Origin of the sequence: Legionella pneumophila subsp. pneumophila str. Philadelphia 1 (genome assembly GCF_000008485.1) — a bacterium.
Classification (GTDB): Bacteria; Pseudomonadota; Gammaproteobacteria; order Legionellales; family Legionellaceae; genus Legionella; species Legionella pneumophila.
Genome location: NC_002942.5, coordinates 1 through 16939, shown reverse-complemented (window position 1 = coordinate 16939; position 16939 = coordinate 1). Strand labels below are relative to the sequence as shown.

Sequence of the window (16939 nt, the reverse complement as noted above, 5' to 3'; positions counted from 1 at the left end):
AAATAGACTCTAAGGATAGGAGCAGAATTTATGAACACAACGGAACATACAGAGCTGGGCAATGGTTTGCTCATGGATAAAATCGAAGGCAATCCATATTTACGAATAGATGAGTTTGGCGTGCTCCATCTGCGACTTCAACGATTCGGTGAAAACAACCTGCCTGAGCCAATGGAGCTGGAGATGTCCGCTGGCGAAATTATTGCCATGGCGGGTGACTACTTTACACAGGCTAATTGGACTATGGATTTGGATCTGCCCAAATGCGAGCTATTCAACTCCCCGGCAGAATTGGGAAAACACCTCATTCGCAAACCTATAGATCCTAAAGAAGAGAATGCTTTAATTACAGCATACAATAACCTGGCTGCTCCTGATGTTACTCGAAAAGAAATTGATCGCATTTATTCCATTAATAATGCTAACTATGTGCCCTTTTCGCCTACGTTGAATTTCTATGCTCAACAACTGATGTATTATTTTCGCGTCAAAGACTATGGGGAAATGCTTGTTCGGAACCAAACTCATTTTACGCCATGGTCTATTCGAGTTTATATATTGGGTCACGCTATCGCATTGAGATATGCACGTTTATCCTACGAATTAAAACAATTGGCTACCGACAGAAACTATCAATCAGATAACCCTGACTTGAGTACTTTAAAAATCTCATTACAAAATAAGAATGAAACTCTTTCAAGCAATACCCTGCTTGATTTGGCGAATCGCTATCACGCCCAAGCTTATTCTATAGAGCTGTTTACTTTTCACTACTATTCTGATCATTTTGCTACAGGACATATGTCCATGATTGGCGATTTACGTGTCGTATTAAAAGAGCGTTTCGGAGTATGGGGCAATATCCTGGCTAATAATCTTCATGATGAAGTAAATCGTGTTGGAGTTTATACAGTGAGACCCTATGATCCAACCCCTAATACAACAGAGGCTCCGTCTCGAGCACGTGGGGATGGGAAATTTGATACCTGCCTTAATCAATTTAACCGTTTAGCTTGCCTAAACGGTATGACCGCATCACTAAAGGACATCAATCAAGTATTATCAGGAGGTGTAATACCGGAGCAAAAAAAATTCGGTGGTTTGGTGCATATGCCCGACGTTGATTTTAACTCAAGACAACATCAACCATTGCTGGTTTTAAGTAAAGGAAAAGTATATTACCGCAACAATCTCAGTCAAATTCACATAATTTCTCCTTCTGAATATGAGGCACTCAGAGAAAACCCTGAAAAACATGGGTATAAAGAGCTAACCAGTAAATGGGCTGCCTTTAAATTAGTTACCAAATTACGTCTCTTTCCTTATCTTTATGACGGCTCGGTTATGCCTGTTTCTGATGAAAAGCTCGCCGAAATTATCGCAGATGAAAAACGCAGAAATCCACAACGAGCTCCCATCCCCACACCATCATGCCTTCCGGAAAGCGAACCAACTGTATTCGATTGGCGAACAAAAGCGAGCTGGCGTAATAATAAAGACTCTCTGGATATTTTGGATGGGTTAAAGAAACACAGTATTTTGGCAGCAAAACAAACCCATTCGGCCATTCAAGAGGAAGAAGAGGTCCGGTTGAATTTGGGAGTCTGATTGTTTCCTGATAAACTAGTGGCCTATTGTTACTATTTAACTTTTAGTAACCCATTTGAGCTGTCTTAAAGTTAGTAAGTTGGACATAAGCAAATACATGCATTTTCTTATGTCCAATTTGGTTAACAATAATAACCGTAAACAATTTTGACTATTCAAGAGGTGATCATGAAGCGCTTAATACCTACTTTCATATACCTGCTGGTTTTAGCAATTACTCCCTTCTCTACTCATGCAGAAGCGCTTTTGAAAGACACTTTTGGTCACAATATTCCTTTTTCATCACTTAAAGGAAAATGGGTTTTTATCAACTATTGGGCAAGCTGGTGTGAAACCTGTGTCGATGAAATCCCTGAATTTAATCGCTTTTACAAAAACCATAAAAATGAGGCAGTAGCCCTATACGCAGTCAATTACGATGCTCTTCCCTTACCAGAGCAAAAATTACTAATTAAAAAATTTAATATTAACTACCCTAATTTGTTAAAGGATCCGGCTCAGGATTTACAATTAGGAGACATCACAGGAGTGCCTGTAACTTTTGTATTTAACCCAAAAGGGCAATTAATTAAAAAATTATACGGGGGACAAACGGCAAAAACATTAGAAAAAGTCATTGCAGAGAACAGGACCTCCTAAGAAGATAAATAAAAATTATATTTATGGTTAATAAGTTAAAGATTTTCTTGTGAATTTATCAAGTCTGGAATCGATTCTATCGCCCCGCAGCCTGACTTGATTATTCATGAAAGCAATCGTCGTTTTTGATCAGCCGTTATTCTAATTTTCATTAACCAATCGCCGTTTTCATCTACAGACTCTTTAAGTACAGCACCTAATTGGTATAATTGGGCTCGTAATTTTGCCTGGTCAGGCTTAATTACAATATCCTCAATTAAAATCATACCATGCAATTGAGTTGCTATTGCCTCTTTTAGAAGATCCAGACCAGCGCCGGTTGTTGCTGATAACCACACCTTGCAAGAATCCTCAGTATAATCAATTTTTGGTTGCCAACCTTCCTGCAAATCAATTTTATTAAATACCTGAATTACCGGGATATTATTAACTTTTAATTCATCTAACACCTTTTGTACTTCAAAAACCGTCTCTCGCCAATTCGGGTCAGAAATATCAATGACATGCAGTAATAGATCAGCTTGCTGGGTTTCCTCTAAAGTAGCGCGGAATGCTTCTACCAAGTGATGGGGAAGATCTCGAATAAATCCTACTGTATCTGCTAAAATTGCTGCTGAGGACCCTGGCAATTCCAATTTACGCATCGTCGGATCCAAGGTTGCAAACAATTGATCAGCCACATAAGTGTGTTCCCCTGTTAAAACATTAAATAAAGTGGATTTTCCGGCATTGGTGTAACCCACTAGAGAAACAGTGGGCATGGACGCCTTCCGCCTGGCCTGCCTGTTTTGATCGCGGCTGCAACGTACTTTTTCCAATCGCTTATTGATATAACGAATGCGCTCTCTTAACAAACGCCGGTCCGTTTCCAATTGAGTTTCTCCTGGGCCTCTTAAACCAATCCCTCCTTTTTGCCTTTCCAAATGGGTCCATCCACGAATAAGCCTTGTTGATAAATGTTGCAATTGGGCTAACTCAACTTGAAGTTTACCCTCAAAAGTACGAGCTCTCTGAGCAAAAATATCAAGAATCAAGCCACTTCTATCGACAACTCGACATCCAAATAATCGCTCGAGATTCCGCTCTTGAGAAGGCGATAGCTCATGATTGACTAACACTAAATCCGCATCGAGCATGTTTACCAAATGAGCTATTTCCTCCGCCTTACCTTTCCCTACATAATATTTGGCATCGGGAGTAGCTCGGGCACCTAATACACAATCCAACACCTCAGCCTTCGCCGAAAGCGCTAACTCTTCAAACTCAGCCAATGCCTTATCAGCATCAACCCCGGGGAGAGCTAACTGCACCAAAACAGCTCGCTCACCGCCTTGTGGACGTTCAAACACTACCCTAATCCCCAAACAAGAAATTGATTAGTCTGCCACAGTTCCTTCTTCCTCACCAGAGCTTTCCTCAGCAGGAATTTTGACCATTCGAGAAGGAACAACTGTTGAAATGGCGTGTTTATAAACCATTTGGGTTATGGAGTTTTTAAGCATCACCACATATTGATCAAAAGAATCGATTATCCCATGCAATTTAATACCATTGACCAGGAACACTGAAACAGGTACCTTTTCCTTGCGCAATTCATTTAGGAAAGGGTCTTGTAGTAAATGATTTTTAGACATTGCCTACTCCTTGTTGTTATTGTAATTTTTAAAGGCAAAAACGGGTATCTAACTATTTATTCGACACCCTATAATAAAACTTTAGTATATTTTCATGACAGCGTGGTTTGAATTCGTTAATATAGTCAATCAAAATATTTTTGCACATCTAGAATCAGGCTACTGATGAGTTAATAAGGAGATTTTAATGACGTTTACTTGCGATGAATTAAAAGGATTAGAGCACCCCTACGAAGTACTTGGCAATGGTGACGCACTGGCGGAAAACCGCGAAGAGCTAAACAAATTAAGCAATGACGAAAAATTAGTTTTAGCCAGCCGCCTCGTTTTGGAGTGCCCCGTTAATGAATTAAAAGATTTTTCTCATGCCATTGAAGCAGCAAGAATGCCACAAGATGATAGCGATACCTTTCATTCCTTTTTATTCCAGGCTTATCAGGTAAAAAAAAGAATCATTTCCTTGCTCGATCCGCGCAATAAAAACCCTCATTCCATGATATTGGAGAAGGAATTTGATGGTGAGCTATTTAATAATTTTAATAAATTGGCTATTGATGTATTAAATAACAATGAAGTCGCAATTGCATTGAGACTGGCTGAAACAACTCCTGCTCAAGATCGTTCACGAGTATCTCAAAATATCAACAATATTTTCCCACAGTCTCTGTTTGCCGCTAAAGTCGGCCACGCTTTTGCCGTTCGCAGAGACATAGAGCGACTATTGCTAGGTGACAGGCCTGATCAATTCTTCTCAAGTCGTGAATTCAAGATCGATTCTTGCATCGAATTTGCAAGTTTATTCAATGTAATTAATGATAAAGAATCTTCTATTGCCGGAAAACTTGCACTGAGAACTCCTGCTGAAAATCGCACTGATGTAGTAATGAAAATTAAAGGTTTTTGTGCCGAAGATAGTGAACTTGCGATAAAAGTCCAATCTGCCCTTGCATTAAGAAGGGATATAGAGCGCAATCTATTAGGTGATAATCCAGAACAATTTTTCAATAGCCGAGATTTTAGCGTTGATTTATGCCTTGAGTTTGCAATTTTATTCCCGGAATTATTAAAAGGCCATGAACAAGCTATCGGAGAAAAATTAGCTAAGCTGGATGCTAAAGTACGCTCAGATATCAGTAGAAAACTGGAAATGATCAATGGAGCAGCTCACGAGCAATCAAGCCCTTTCAGAATAATAGCCAGTGCCATGGTGCCTAAAGAAGAGCCTTGCCTGACAAAGCCCACTCCCGTTGTCTTGCCATCTACTGAAGAAATTGTACCAAAGCAAGAATCACCAACCAGTTTACGCAACAGGAACGTTTTATTTAAAGAACAAACAGAAGAACACAAGAAGAAAAACTCTCAGATGGAACCCATTGTCTCAGATTCTGAAGAAGAAGAAGAGAAACAGAATTGCTGGACTAGTTTTTGTGGGTTATTTGGCAAGTAAAGCAGCCATATCTTTTGCCCTTACTTGGTTAAGGGCAACTTTACACTTTTTTACCCATTCTTTACACATCAGGTAGCAATAATTCATGTTAATATTTCTCATAAATTCATTGACTTATTGCAATCTGCTCGAGTTAAAGACATAAATTAACAATTGAACGCCGCTTTAAACTTAATAAATGATTCGGACAGAAAAACTATTGAACAAGTTTACTTTTTTAGCTTTAAAACAATAGAAGCCCCTTACCTCACAAAAAATCAAGGAAAAACGAAATGTGCTGTCCTAAATGAAAGGAAAGATTCGCTTCTAATCGATAGTCGCGAGCTTTCACCACTTTCAGAATAGCTGCCATTCTGAAAATTCATTAGTAATTAGTAACAGCCAAAATGAGCAGTGAATTGAAATTAATGCTAGTACAAAGAGAGCTTTTTTTGATAACATAGCCAGATTTTTAATCTGGGTTGATGATTTAACTTAAGCAAGAGTAAGCCATTCGAATTCGAGATAAAAATTACTTAACATCATTTATTGGGAACTCTAATGAAAGAAAACAAACTAACGGTCGCACTGGTTCAGGAACAATGGTATGAAAATCCTAAAGAACATCAAGATAAACTGGCTTCTGGAATATTTTCAGCTACCCAGCAAGGGGCAAAACTCGTTTGTTTACAAGAGCTTACCTTAAGCCCTTATTTCTGTACACGTAGTGACGTCGATCCCGCCCCTTATATGGAGGACATCGCCACTGGTCCCACTGCTCAATTTGTTAGCCAAATGGCAAAGTCGAATCAAATTCATATTACCGCATCGCTTTTTGAAAAAGCTGGTTACAATACCGCAGTTGCTTTTAATCCCCAAGGAGAATTGATTGCTGTTACCAGAAAGCAACATATCCCCAGTGGTGAAAAATATCATGAAAACTTTTACTTCAAGCCGGGCAACTCCAATTATCCTGTCCATACCATTGCTGGTCACTACTTGGGATTACCAACATGCTATGACCAATGGTTCCCGGAATTATCAAGGATTTATGGATTAAAAGGAGCTGAAATTTTGGTCTATCCCACAGCGATTGGAGGGGAACCGACTGCGCCAGGATTTGATAGCCAACCCATGTGGCAAAAAGTTATGGTAGCACAAGGAATTATGAGTAACACATTCATTATTGCGGTCAACCGGATTGGGTGTGAAGATGGTTTAAGTTTTTACGGAAGCAGCTTTATCAGTACCCCTATGGGCGAAATTTTAGTTCAGGCACCGCGTAATGAACCTGCCGTATTGGTTGCTGAACTGGATTTTAGCCAACGTGAATTGTGGGGGCGATTATTTCCATTTCCCCAACAACGAGAGCCTGAAACTTATCATGAATTAGTCAAATCCCGTTAATCCTCTTTGGAACGTTAGAATGAACAATAATACTCTATCAGATGACAATCTTTACAACATAGAAAATTGGGGCGAGGGATACTTCCGAATTAACTCCAAGGGAAATATTGAAATCAGTAAAAAACCCGGGAAACCGGGTGTTGAACTGCAAACTATAGTTGATGCAGCTGATCGTGCTGGCTTGCATTTGCCTTTATTGATCCGTTGTAGTGATATTCTTCATGATAGAGTCCATAGAATATATCAGGCGTTCACCCAAGCTCGAGAAGACACTTGTTATGCCGGTAATTATCAGCTGGTTTATCCAATTAAAGTAAACCAGGAACAAAGTGTGGTACGGGAATTGTTAAAATCGCCTGATAATCAGATAGGCCTGGAGGCAGGCAGCAAACCTGAATTGATGGCGGTTATAGGTATGCTGGGTGACCATCAGAGTACTATAGTTTGCAACGGCTATAAAGACACAAGTTATATTCGTACAGCGCTTATTGCTCAACAAATGGGTCATAAGGTTTTTATTGTTATTGAAAAAAAATCTGAGTTGGACATTATTTTAAAGGAGTCTGCACGCCTTCAAATCAAACCAACATTAGGTGTGCGAATTCGGCTGGTCAGCAAGAGTGCTGGCAAGTGGGAAAATACCGGCGGGGTTAAATCAAAGTTTGGACTAAATGCCAAACAGGTACTTGAACTGATTTTACAATTAAAAGCCAATGATATGCTGGATTGTTTGCAGCTAATGCACTGCCATTTAGGTTCACAAATTGCCAACATCCATGACATACGCCATTGCATGCAGGAAGTGGCGAGATACTATATTGAGCTACGTCAACTCAATGCTCCGATAGGTACCATCGATGTGGGTGGAGGTCTGAGTGTCGATTATGAGGGGACTCGATCCAATAAAGGATGCTCAATGAACTACAGTCTTGTTGAGTATGCTACGCACATCATGTTAGCTTTAAAACACTTATGTCAAGAAGCTGAGATATCAGAGCCTGATCTTATCTCCGAATCAGGACGAGCATTAACAGCCCATCATGCTGTATTAATTTCTAATATTACGGATGTAGAGATTATCAATAAAGCGCCCGTTCTTCCTGAAATATCGGAAGATGATTCGCATGTCATTCGAGATATTTACGATACTTATCAAGCCATTACAGATAGCTCGCCCACTGAAATATATAATTACGCAGCTCATTCGCTTAATGAAGCGCATTCCCTTTTCAAGCATGGGGTAATTAGCCTGCAGGAAAAGGCCAAGGTAGAAGCTTTTTATACTAATATTTGTATGGAAATAAAAGATAAACTGGATGAAGAAAATCCAAGTGAAAAAGCTTTGCTAATGAGAATCAATGAATGCATGGCTGCCAAGATATTTTGTAATATCTCTTTTTTCCAATCTATTCCTGATGCTTGGGCTATTGGTCAGATTTTCCCGGTAGCCCCTATATCTCAACTTAATAGAACACTTAGTATGCATAGTATCCTACAGGATTTAACCTGCGATTCAGATGGTACAATTAAGCAATACCCTGGAAGTTCCTGCGTTACAACCACATTGATGCTCCCTTCATACGATATCAATAACCCTTATAACATCGGATTTTTCCTGGTTGGTGCCTATCAGGAAATATTGGGTAATCTGCATAACTTGTTTGGAGATACCAATTCTCTAGATGTAAAGCTTTCTGATGATGGACAATTTGAGCTGGATGATTTAGTCAGCGGCGACACCGTAACAAACGTGTTGAATTTAGCCCATTTTGATACCAAAAAGTTAATTCAATCTTATGAAAAGCAATTAATTAAATCTGAACTTCCTAAGGAAAAGGCACTCTCTTACTTAAACGAATTAAGAAGTATTTTTTCTCAATTAACTTACCTTGATGGAAATATAGCACAGTGAATATGAATACAGCACCCAAACAATATGGTTTTTATATGCCTGCTGAATGGTATCCTCATGAACGATGCTGGATGGCATGGCCCTGTCACCATGAAACCTGGTCCAAAATAGGGCTAGACAAGGCTAAAATGGCCTATGCACGTGTTGCAAAAGCTATAGCTCAATTTGAGCCCGTTACTTTATTAGTAAACCCAGGAGATGAAGATTCCGCAGAGAATTTATGCAAAGGCCATAATATTGAAATTATCTCTTTGCCAATTAACGATTCGTGGACCCGCGATACGGGGGCTACCTTTTTAATTAATAATGAAAGGCAGCTTGCCGGAGTTGACTGGATACATAATGCTTGGGGTGGAAATTACGCTGACTGTTCTTTGGATAATTTAATAGCTTCTCATCTAATAAAATACACTGAAGCTCAATACTTTCATGCGCCATTGGTCATGGAAGGTGGTTCCTTTCATGTAGATGGTGAGGGGACTATTTTGACAAGCAAAGAGTGTTTGTTAAATTCCAATCGAAATCCACATTTATCTCAACAGGAAATCGAACAGTACCTTATTAATTATCTGGGTGCTGAGCGTATTATTTGGCTGAACATGGGATTGATAGGTGATGAAACAGATGGTCATGTTGACGAAATAGCAACATTTATTGCTCCTGGAAAGGTGTTATGCCTTATTACCAAGGATAAGGAAGATCCTAACTACCATCGCTTGCAGGAAAACTTTGAAATTCTCAAATCATCTAAGGATGCCAGAGGACGAACATTTGAGGTCTATACTGTTGAGCAACCACCTGCAACTTACCTTAACGGAGAAAGGCTCACTCTCTCGTACATCAATTTTTACATGGCTAATCAAGGTATTGTGATGCCTGCTTTTGGATATGAATCATTTGACAGATTAGCCTATCAGTTATTCGTACAAATTTTTCCAGGATATCAAATTACACAAATTGATGCACTCGATGTATTTTCTGGTGGTGGTGGTATCCATTGTATTACACAACAACAACCTAAATCTCATAAATTAGTGGAGTAATGACGAAGACAATGCCACTTCTTAATTGAGAAATTTCTTACATATTACTGCTCATTATACTCGATGACATATACTGCCAATTGGTTATACTAAAAACATACAGGGATGACATGGATATGTCTGACAGGAAGTCAACTAAGGGACCAGTACAAAGGATGTACTTCGCTGCAAGGACGCAGCACTTATTCTCCAATTTACCAGTATACCTCTTTGATTTTTTTCTTTTAAGCAATCAATCAAAAGGCTTTTTTTGAACACATCATCATAGTAGGAAAATAAGTTAAGTCATTGAGTGGACCAGCTATAAGCTAGAGAGGCGTTTGCCACGAGCGAGGCAAACATCACTCCAGTTCAACAATACTATTTGTTTAAATATCAATGTTTTCAGCGTCTAAAGCATTCGTTTCAATAAAATCTCTTCTTGGTTCTACATTGTCGCCCATTAAGGTGGTAAAGATTTCATCGGCAGCTACGGCATCTTCAATGCTCACTTGCAACATTCGTCTAACCTCGGGATCCATGGTTGTTTCCCATAACTGCTCAGGGTTCATTTCTCCAAGACCTTTATAGCGCTGAATTGTTTGTCCTTTTTTTGCTTCATCCATTAGCCAATTAAGTACTTGCTCAAAATTTTCCACAGGCAAGGATTTATCTCCACGTTGAATATAGGCGCCTTCCTCTATTAAATTCGACAATTTATGTCCTAAATCAACCATTTCTTTGTAATCTTTAGACAGGAAAAATTCAACTTGCATCGGAATATCATTTTCCAAGCCATGCTGGTACACAGTAATTTTTGGGGTGTATTGATTACCTTCTGTAAGTTTTTGGGTATCTACTTTGTATTGTTCTGTTTTACTGTCTACTTGTTGTAAGCTTAGGTGTAATTGTCTGCACCAGTTTTCAATTTTTGGCAGATTGTTAAAATCTTCTTGGTGCAGCATTGGCATATAAGCTACTCTTTTTAGTATATCGCTGGGGTATCTTCTCTTGTACCGCTTTATAATCTTCTCAACACGTCTGAAATGTTGAACCAATTCTTCCAGCGATTTGGCAGATATGGGCGGAACCTCTTTGGCGGGATAAAATGTCGCCCCATCCAACGCGCACTGAGTTAGATAATCAAATAACGCTTCATCATCTTTAACATATTGCTCCTGCTTTCCACGCTTTACTTTATACAAAGGTGGTTGTGCAATATAAATATATCCTCGCTCTAATAGCTCTCTGGTTTGTCTATAGAAAAAGGTAAGAAGTAAAGTTCTTATGTGGGACCCATCCACATCAGCATCTGTCATAATGATGATTCTATGATAACGTACTTTATCTGGATCATATTCCTCGGGACCAATTCCACAGCCTAATGCAGTAATCAAAGTGGCTACTTCTTGAGAAGAAAGCATCTTGTCAAACCGTGCTTTTTCAACATTAAGAATTTTGCCTTTAAGAGGTAAAATAGCCTGGAATTTTCTATCTCGCGCTTGTTTTGCTGAGCCTCCAGCAGAGTCACCCTCAACTAAATACAACTCGGAAAGCGATGGGTCTTTTTCTTGGCAATCAGCTAATTTACCTGGTAAACCGGCAATATCCAAAGCCCCTTTACGTCGAGTCATTTCACGAGCACGCCGCGCTGCCTCTCTAGCTCTTGCTGCATCAATAATTTTTGCTACGATGGATTTTGCTGCAGTGGGATTTTCTAAAAGAAAATCGTTAAATTTTTCAGCAACACAGGATTCTACTGCTGGTTTTACTTCAGATGAAACCAGTTTATCTTTCGTTTGCGATGAAAACTTGGGATCAGGGACTTTTACTGAAAGAACAGCTGTTAAACCTTCGCGAGCATCATCACCTGTTGGAGATACTTTTGCCTTTTTGGCATACCCTTCGTTTTCTATGTAATTATTTAAAGTGCGAGTTAATGCTGCTCTAAAGCCGGCCATATGTGTTCCACCATCCCTTTGCGGGATGTTGTTAGTAAAGCAAAATATGGTTTCTTGATAGCCATCATTCCATTGCATGGCCAGTTCAATGACGATACCGTCTTTTTCCGATGTCATTGAGAAAACAACGGGGTGGACTGGTGTTTTATTTTTATTTAAGTGCTCAACAAAGGCTTTGATGCCGCCTTCGTAGTGAAACGTGTCTTTTTTCTGTGTTCTTTCATCAAATAAGTGAATACAAACGCCTGAATTCAGGTATGACAATTCACGTAATCTTTTAGCTAGAATGTCGTAATGGAACTCAATATTAGAAAAGGTTTCAGCGCTTGGTTTAAACCATATTTGTGTGCCAGTAGAGTTGGCTTCTCCAGTTTCAGCAATAGGAGATTCAGGAACACCATGCCTGTAGTGTTGCTCATACACTTTTCCATGTCTACGCACTAGTAAATGCAACTCTTCTGAAAGGGCATTCACCACAGATACCCCTACTCCATGTAGACCGCCTGATACCTTGTAAGAGTTATCATCAAATTTACCTCCGGCATGCAGGACTGTCATAATGACTTCAGCAGCTGATTTTCCTTCTTCCTTGTGAATATCGACAGGAATACCACGACCATCATCCTTAACGGTAATTGATTCATCGCTATGAATGGTAACAAAAATTTCCTTGCAATAACCTGCCAGGGATTCATCTATTGAATTATCTACAACCTCAAAAACCATATGATGCAAACCGGTTCCATCATCTGTATCCCCAATGTACATGCCCGGTCTTTTTCTTACTGCGTCTAAACCTTTTAGGACTTTAATATTATTTGAATCATAACTGGCGTCTACGCTCATCAGCTGCCCTCTTGCCGTATTATGCTATTAACAATGAGTCTATTATATCATCTTTTGTATCTAGTTTATATCTTAAGTAGAGAACTTTACGCTTGTGCATTTTGAATTATTGACGTTGATTTTTTTTGAATATCATTTTGTTTATTTGATTTTCATACCATGACATTTGATGAGCCATTTGTAGAATATCATATGTTTACCTTTAGAATTTTATATTGCATTTGCATTAAGGTGATATTGTTTAATAATGAGAACTTTTAATTCCATTAATTTGTGTTCCACGTGAAACATTCTATATTATAAATTTTTAATTGCGCCACAGTTTACTTCAAACAAACCTGAGTCAATTGGCAGGATATCGTAATTATTGTTGTTAATTAAATTCGTTATAACAAACTGCCCTTTTTGCTGTGTCAGATACTTAATTAAATTTCGCTGGTGATAGTCATCTAACTCAGCAGCCAAATCATCAATAAGATATAAGCAATCTTTATCTAATAGCTGACCTTGAGCCAGTTTAAGCGCGATTAGAATTATTTTTTGTTGTCCACGAGAGAGTGTATGCTTTACTCTGTATTGTTCAGTGCTAATTATCAAATCAGCTTGATGGGGTCCATATTGCGTATATAGTTTTTTTCTATCACTATCAAATGATTTCTGAAGCAGTTCCTCCATGTTCTGTCCTGCATTTTTTCTATCCCACCCTTTGTAATACTCAACTGTGCAAGATATATTGGTTAGATCGCTTAAAACTTGGTAGAATTTAGGTTGCCATTGCAAAAAATAGTCATTTCTAGCTTTATCCAGTTGATTTGCCAATTGACTTAGCTGTTGGTCCCAAGGAATAAAATGATCATAAGTAGCTCTGGATTTTAATAAGGCATTTCGTTGGCTAAGTATGCGCTTGTAATCCTTCCAAATTTTCAAATAATCATGTTTCACGTGAAACAACCCCCAATCAAGCAAGCTTCTCCTTACCGAGGGGCCGGCATCAATAATTTGAAAAATATCTGAGTAAATAACCTGGCAAGGAAGCGCATAGGCTAGTTGACTTGTAGTACAGCAAAACTGGTTATTCAATTTAATTTGTGTGCCATCTGTTATAGATTTCTGAACACTAATAGTGCTTTCGTCGTAAGCATGGGCAAAAACATTAAGTTGGTTTTGACCATACGAAATAATTGGAGTTATCTCACGAGACCGAAAAGAATGGGCGCAGCTCAACATATAAAGAGCCTCTAGTAACGAGGTTTTTCCACCGCCATTAGGTCCTGTAATACAATTAAAATTGGGATTTAGGATTAAACTAGTCGAAGCGATATTCCGAAAATTATGAATTCTAACTTCAGATAAAATCATATTTTCATAGGCATAATAATGTATTGATAATTATCGTTGACTAATGACTCAATTAAAATACTGCTTTCAGTATTAGACATTGATAACCTGATTTGACCTTCAGAAAAATGAGTTAAAACATCCAGCAAATAGGTTGCATTAAGTCCGATTTTGAGTTCATCACCTTGTGTTTCGGCACTCAATGTTTCAATTGCCTCTTCTTGCTCATTATTATTGGCAATTAAAGTTAACTGACCTTGTTGTAAATGCAACAAGACAGCCTTTGACTTTTCATGAGCTAAAATGACAATACGAGATAATGCACGCTTGAGCGAAGCGCAATCAATAACAATACATTTATCCTGCTCTCTTGGTATAGCTTTAGTGTAAGGTGGAAAGCGTGCTTCAATTAATTTAGACAAAAATACAAATTGATTGGTAATCAACTTAATATGAGATTTTCCCGCTGCCAACAAAACTTGTTCGTCATTAATACAATTCAATAATCTTAATAATTCTTGCACCCCTTTTTTGGGTATAAGCAATTTTGTTTGAGCAATATTATTACAGGAATATCGCGATATAGCCATTCTGTGCCCATCAGTAGCAACCGCTGAAATAATATTACTGTCAAACTCCAGCAATAATCCATTCAAAAATATACGAACATCCTGCTGAGACATAGCAAAATGAGTAGATTGCAATAACTGCAACAAAACCAAACGCGGGATAGTTAACTCGACATCATTACATTCATCTTCACTACTAGGATAATTCTCAGCAGGCAAAGTTGCCAGTTTAAATGTACTTCGGTTTTGTTTTATCGTCACTAAAGCTTTATCAAAAACGATAGATGGCGAAGCGTTTTCATCTAATGACCTGATAATATCAATGAATTTCTTGGCTGGTACTGTAATAGAACCACTAGTATTCTTGGAATCACATGCCACCTGTGCGGACATTTCAATTTCCAAATCTGTAGCCGTAATATACAAAAGTCCATCCGACAGTTTTAATAAAAAATGGGACAAAATAGCCAAAGACTGCTTCTTATCTACGGCTCCGGAAACAGTAAGCAATGGAGTAAGCAGATCTTCTTTTTTAATGGTTAGCTCAAACAAGATAGACTCCGTATCAAGAAGATAATATTCGCATTAAATTTTTATAATCTTCAGCAAAATCGCTATCATCCTGGATTAATTCTTTAACCTTCCGACAAGCATGTATGACTGTCGTATGATCCTTACCACCGAAATGATCACCGATTTCAGGTAAACTATGATTGGTCAACTCTTTACTCAAAGCCATTGCCATTTGCCGTGGTCTTGCAATAGACCGGCTTCTGCGTTTTGAAAGTAAATCAGCGACCTTTACTTTATAATATTCAGCTACCGTTTTTTGGATATTTTCTATAGTAACTAACTTATCTTGTAAAGCAAGAAGATCACGCAATGCTTCATGTACAAATTCAATAGTTATCGGCTTACCAGTAAAGTGAGCATTGGCTATAACTCGACGCAAGGCCCCTTCGAGTTCTCTGACATTCGAACGTATACGTTTGGCTATAAAAAAGGCTACTTCATAAGGCAATTCAATATTAGATTGCTCAGCTTTACTAATTAATATTGCCACGCGCGTTTCTAACTCTGGAGGCTCCACTGCTACAGTCAATCCCCAACCAAATCGAGATTTTAAACGCTCTTCCATCCCTTCTATTTCCTTAGGATATCGATCACTGGTCAAAATGATTTGCTGTTGCCCTTCCAGTAAAGCGTTAAAAGTATGAAAAAATTCCTCTTGTGACCTGTCTTTCCCCGCAAAAAACTGAATATCATCAATAAGTAAAGCATTTAAAGAACGATAAAAACGTTTAAATTCATTAATAGAATTTGTTTGCAATGCTTTAACCATATCTGCAACAAAACGTTCTGAATGCAAATACAATACCTTAGCCTCAGGATTATTCTTTAAAATACTATTACCAATGGCATGCATGAGATGTGTTTTACCTAAGCCTACCCCCCCATAAATAAATAAGGGATTATAAGCATCCCCAGGGCGCTCAGCTACCTGCATGGACGCAGCTCTCGCCAGTTGATTTGAATTTCCTTCGACAAAGCTGTCAAAAACAAATTTTTTATTTAAGTGACTGCTTTTATAGTCAACTGCTTTTTTAGGAGCGGATTTTAGAGGTGCTGTACTAGATGAAGTAACAATTGTTTCAGCAGGCGTATCAACAGCTTCAACAGGCTTACTACCTACTTCAATAGAAATAGCTTTGATGTCATCGCCGGAGAACTGTTTGATCAACTCTTCAATACGAGAAAAAAAATGTTTTCTAACCCAATCAACAACGAAACGATTAGGCGCTAATAAGATTAAACGCTGCTCGTCCATGTAAGCTTGTAAAGGGCGCAACCAAGTATTAAATTGCTGAGCAGAAAATTCATCTTGCAACAAACCTAAACATTTTTGCCAAGCAGTAGTTGACACAAAATAACTCCTAATTTAAACAAGTGTGGTAAAAGAATACTTAAAACTATCTATCCACAGTATTAAATATTGCCATTGAAAGTACCCGATCAGCAAGACAATTAATAAAGATTAATAACAAGAATTTATCAATTGGTAATTTTTTTTAAAATCTAAAAAGATTTCAATCTATATGTTATCTGAGTAATCAATAAATTATACCCGGGTTTAAAGAAAAGGCAAAGTTATCCACAAAGCCATAATAGGGTCTACATTTTAATATACATACAAATAATTTAGATAAATTAAATAAGATCAAACCTTTTAAATAAATAGAAATATACTCAAAAATCGATTAGCTATAATTATTTACTAATAAAACACCAGTATAAAAAGATAACTTTAAATACAATATGAACAAAATAAAATTATTTTGAATTTATTTTTCTATGGATAAGTACAGTTCAAATACGTGAAAAAGGATAAAATAACGTATGTGCAATATTAGAGAGATAAACAGACAACAAATAAATCACAATAAAACAAAGGAGTTACAAACAGTGTTTGAATCAATGTAAGCTATTAAAAACAAAGTATTTTTTTAAATTATCCACAATAAGCAGTTTGTATATAATAAAAATAAATTTTAAAAATATATAAAGTTAATATTATTA

At 37.8% G+C, this 16939-nt stretch carries 12 protein-coding genes; 6 read left to right on the top strand and 6 right to left on the bottom strand.

Features of this window, described 5'->3' with window-relative positions; all coding sequences use genetic code 11:
* The first annotated feature begins 30 nt into the window (after positions 1-30).
* Both cegC1 and LPG_RS00055 read left to right on the top strand, forming a co-directional pair.
* Positions 31-1608 (top strand): Dot/Icm T4SS effector CegC1, encoded by a 1578-nt coding sequence (gene cegC1, locus LPG_RS00060; RefSeq protein WP_010945774.1) that lies wholly within the window; start codon positions 31-33, stop codon positions 1606-1608.
* A gap of 168 nt (positions 1609-1776) precedes the next feature.
* A complete protein-coding gene (locus LPG_RS00055) occupies positions 1777-2247 on the top strand; it encodes a TlpA disulfide reductase family protein (RefSeq protein ID WP_010945773.1) in 471 nt (156 codons plus the stop codon).
* Between the two features lie 104 nt (positions 2248-2351).
* Here LPG_RS00055 and hflX read toward each other — a convergent pair whose 3' ends face one another.
* Together hflX and hfq are read right to left on the bottom strand one after the other, a co-directional pair.
* Entirely contained in the window at positions 2352-3596 is a 1245-nt protein-coding gene (gene hflX, locus LPG_RS00050; RefSeq protein ID WP_016356692.1) for a ribosome rescue GTPase HflX, read from the bottom strand.
* Positions 3597-3623: 27 nt separating this feature from the next.
* Positions 3624-3881 carry an RNA chaperone Hfq gene (gene hfq / locus LPG_RS00045; protein WP_010945771.1) on the bottom strand — a complete coding sequence of 86 codons (258 nt, stop codon included), beginning with the start codon at positions 3879-3881 and terminating at the stop codon, positions 3624-3626.
* A 187-nt stretch (positions 3882-4068) separates the two neighbouring features.
* Here hfq and LPG_RS00040 point away from each other — a divergent pair, with 187 nt between their 5' ends.
* From LPG_RS00040 to LPG_RS00025, 4 genes are all read left to right on the top strand, one after another.
* Entirely contained in the window at positions 4069-5328 is a 1260-nt protein-coding gene (locus tag LPG_RS00040) for a lpg0008 family Dot/Icm T4SS effector (RefSeq protein WP_010945770.1), read from the top strand.
* A 540-nt stretch (positions 5329-5868) separates the two neighbouring features.
* The gene (locus LPG_RS00035) at positions 5869-6714 is read left to right on the top strand and encodes a carbon-nitrogen hydrolase (RefSeq protein ID WP_016356690.1); all 846 of its coding nucleotides are present in this window, start codon (positions 5869-5871) and stop codon (positions 6712-6714) included.
* A 19-nt stretch (positions 6715-6733) separates the two neighbouring features.
* Positions 6734-8626 (top strand): biosynthetic arginine decarboxylase, encoded by a 1893-nt coding sequence (speA, locus tag LPG_RS00030; protein ID WP_010945768.1) that lies wholly within the window; start codon positions 6734-6736, stop codon positions 8624-8626.
* A 2-nt stretch (positions 8627-8628) separates the two neighbouring features.
* Positions 8629-9669, top strand: coding sequence for an agmatine deiminase family protein (locus LPG_RS00025; protein ID WP_016356689.1), 1041 nt, complete (start codon positions 8629-8631; stop codon positions 9667-9669).
* 368 nt (positions 9670-10037) lie between these two features.
* On the opposite strand, the gene gyrB is transcribed toward LPG_RS00025, so the two are convergent.
* The 4 genes from gyrB to dnaA form a co-directional block, all read right to left on the bottom strand.
* Entirely contained in the window at positions 10038-12455 is a 2418-nt protein-coding gene (gyrB, locus tag LPG_RS00020) for a DNA topoisomerase (ATP-hydrolyzing) subunit B (protein ID WP_016356688.1), read from the bottom strand.
* Positions 12456-12752: 297 nt separating this feature from the next.
* Complete coding sequence (gene recF, locus LPG_RS00015; RefSeq protein WP_010945765.1) at positions 12753-13814, bottom strand: DNA replication/repair protein RecF; 1062 nt, start codon at positions 13812-13814, stop codon at positions 12753-12755.
* The gene (dnaN, locus tag LPG_RS00010) at positions 13811-14914 is read right to left on the bottom strand and encodes a DNA polymerase III subunit beta (protein WP_010945764.1); all 1104 of its coding nucleotides are present in this window, start codon (positions 14912-14914) and stop codon (positions 13811-13813) included. Before dnaN ends, recF begins: the two co-directional genes overlap by 4 nt.
* 13 nt (positions 14915-14927) lie before the next feature.
* Positions 14928-16286: a chromosomal replication initiator protein DnaA gene (gene dnaA / locus LPG_RS00005; protein ID WP_010945763.1), complete on the bottom strand. Its 1359-nt coding sequence runs from the start codon at positions 16284-16286 to the stop codon at positions 14928-14930.
* Positions 16287-16939: the final 653 nt, after the last annotated feature.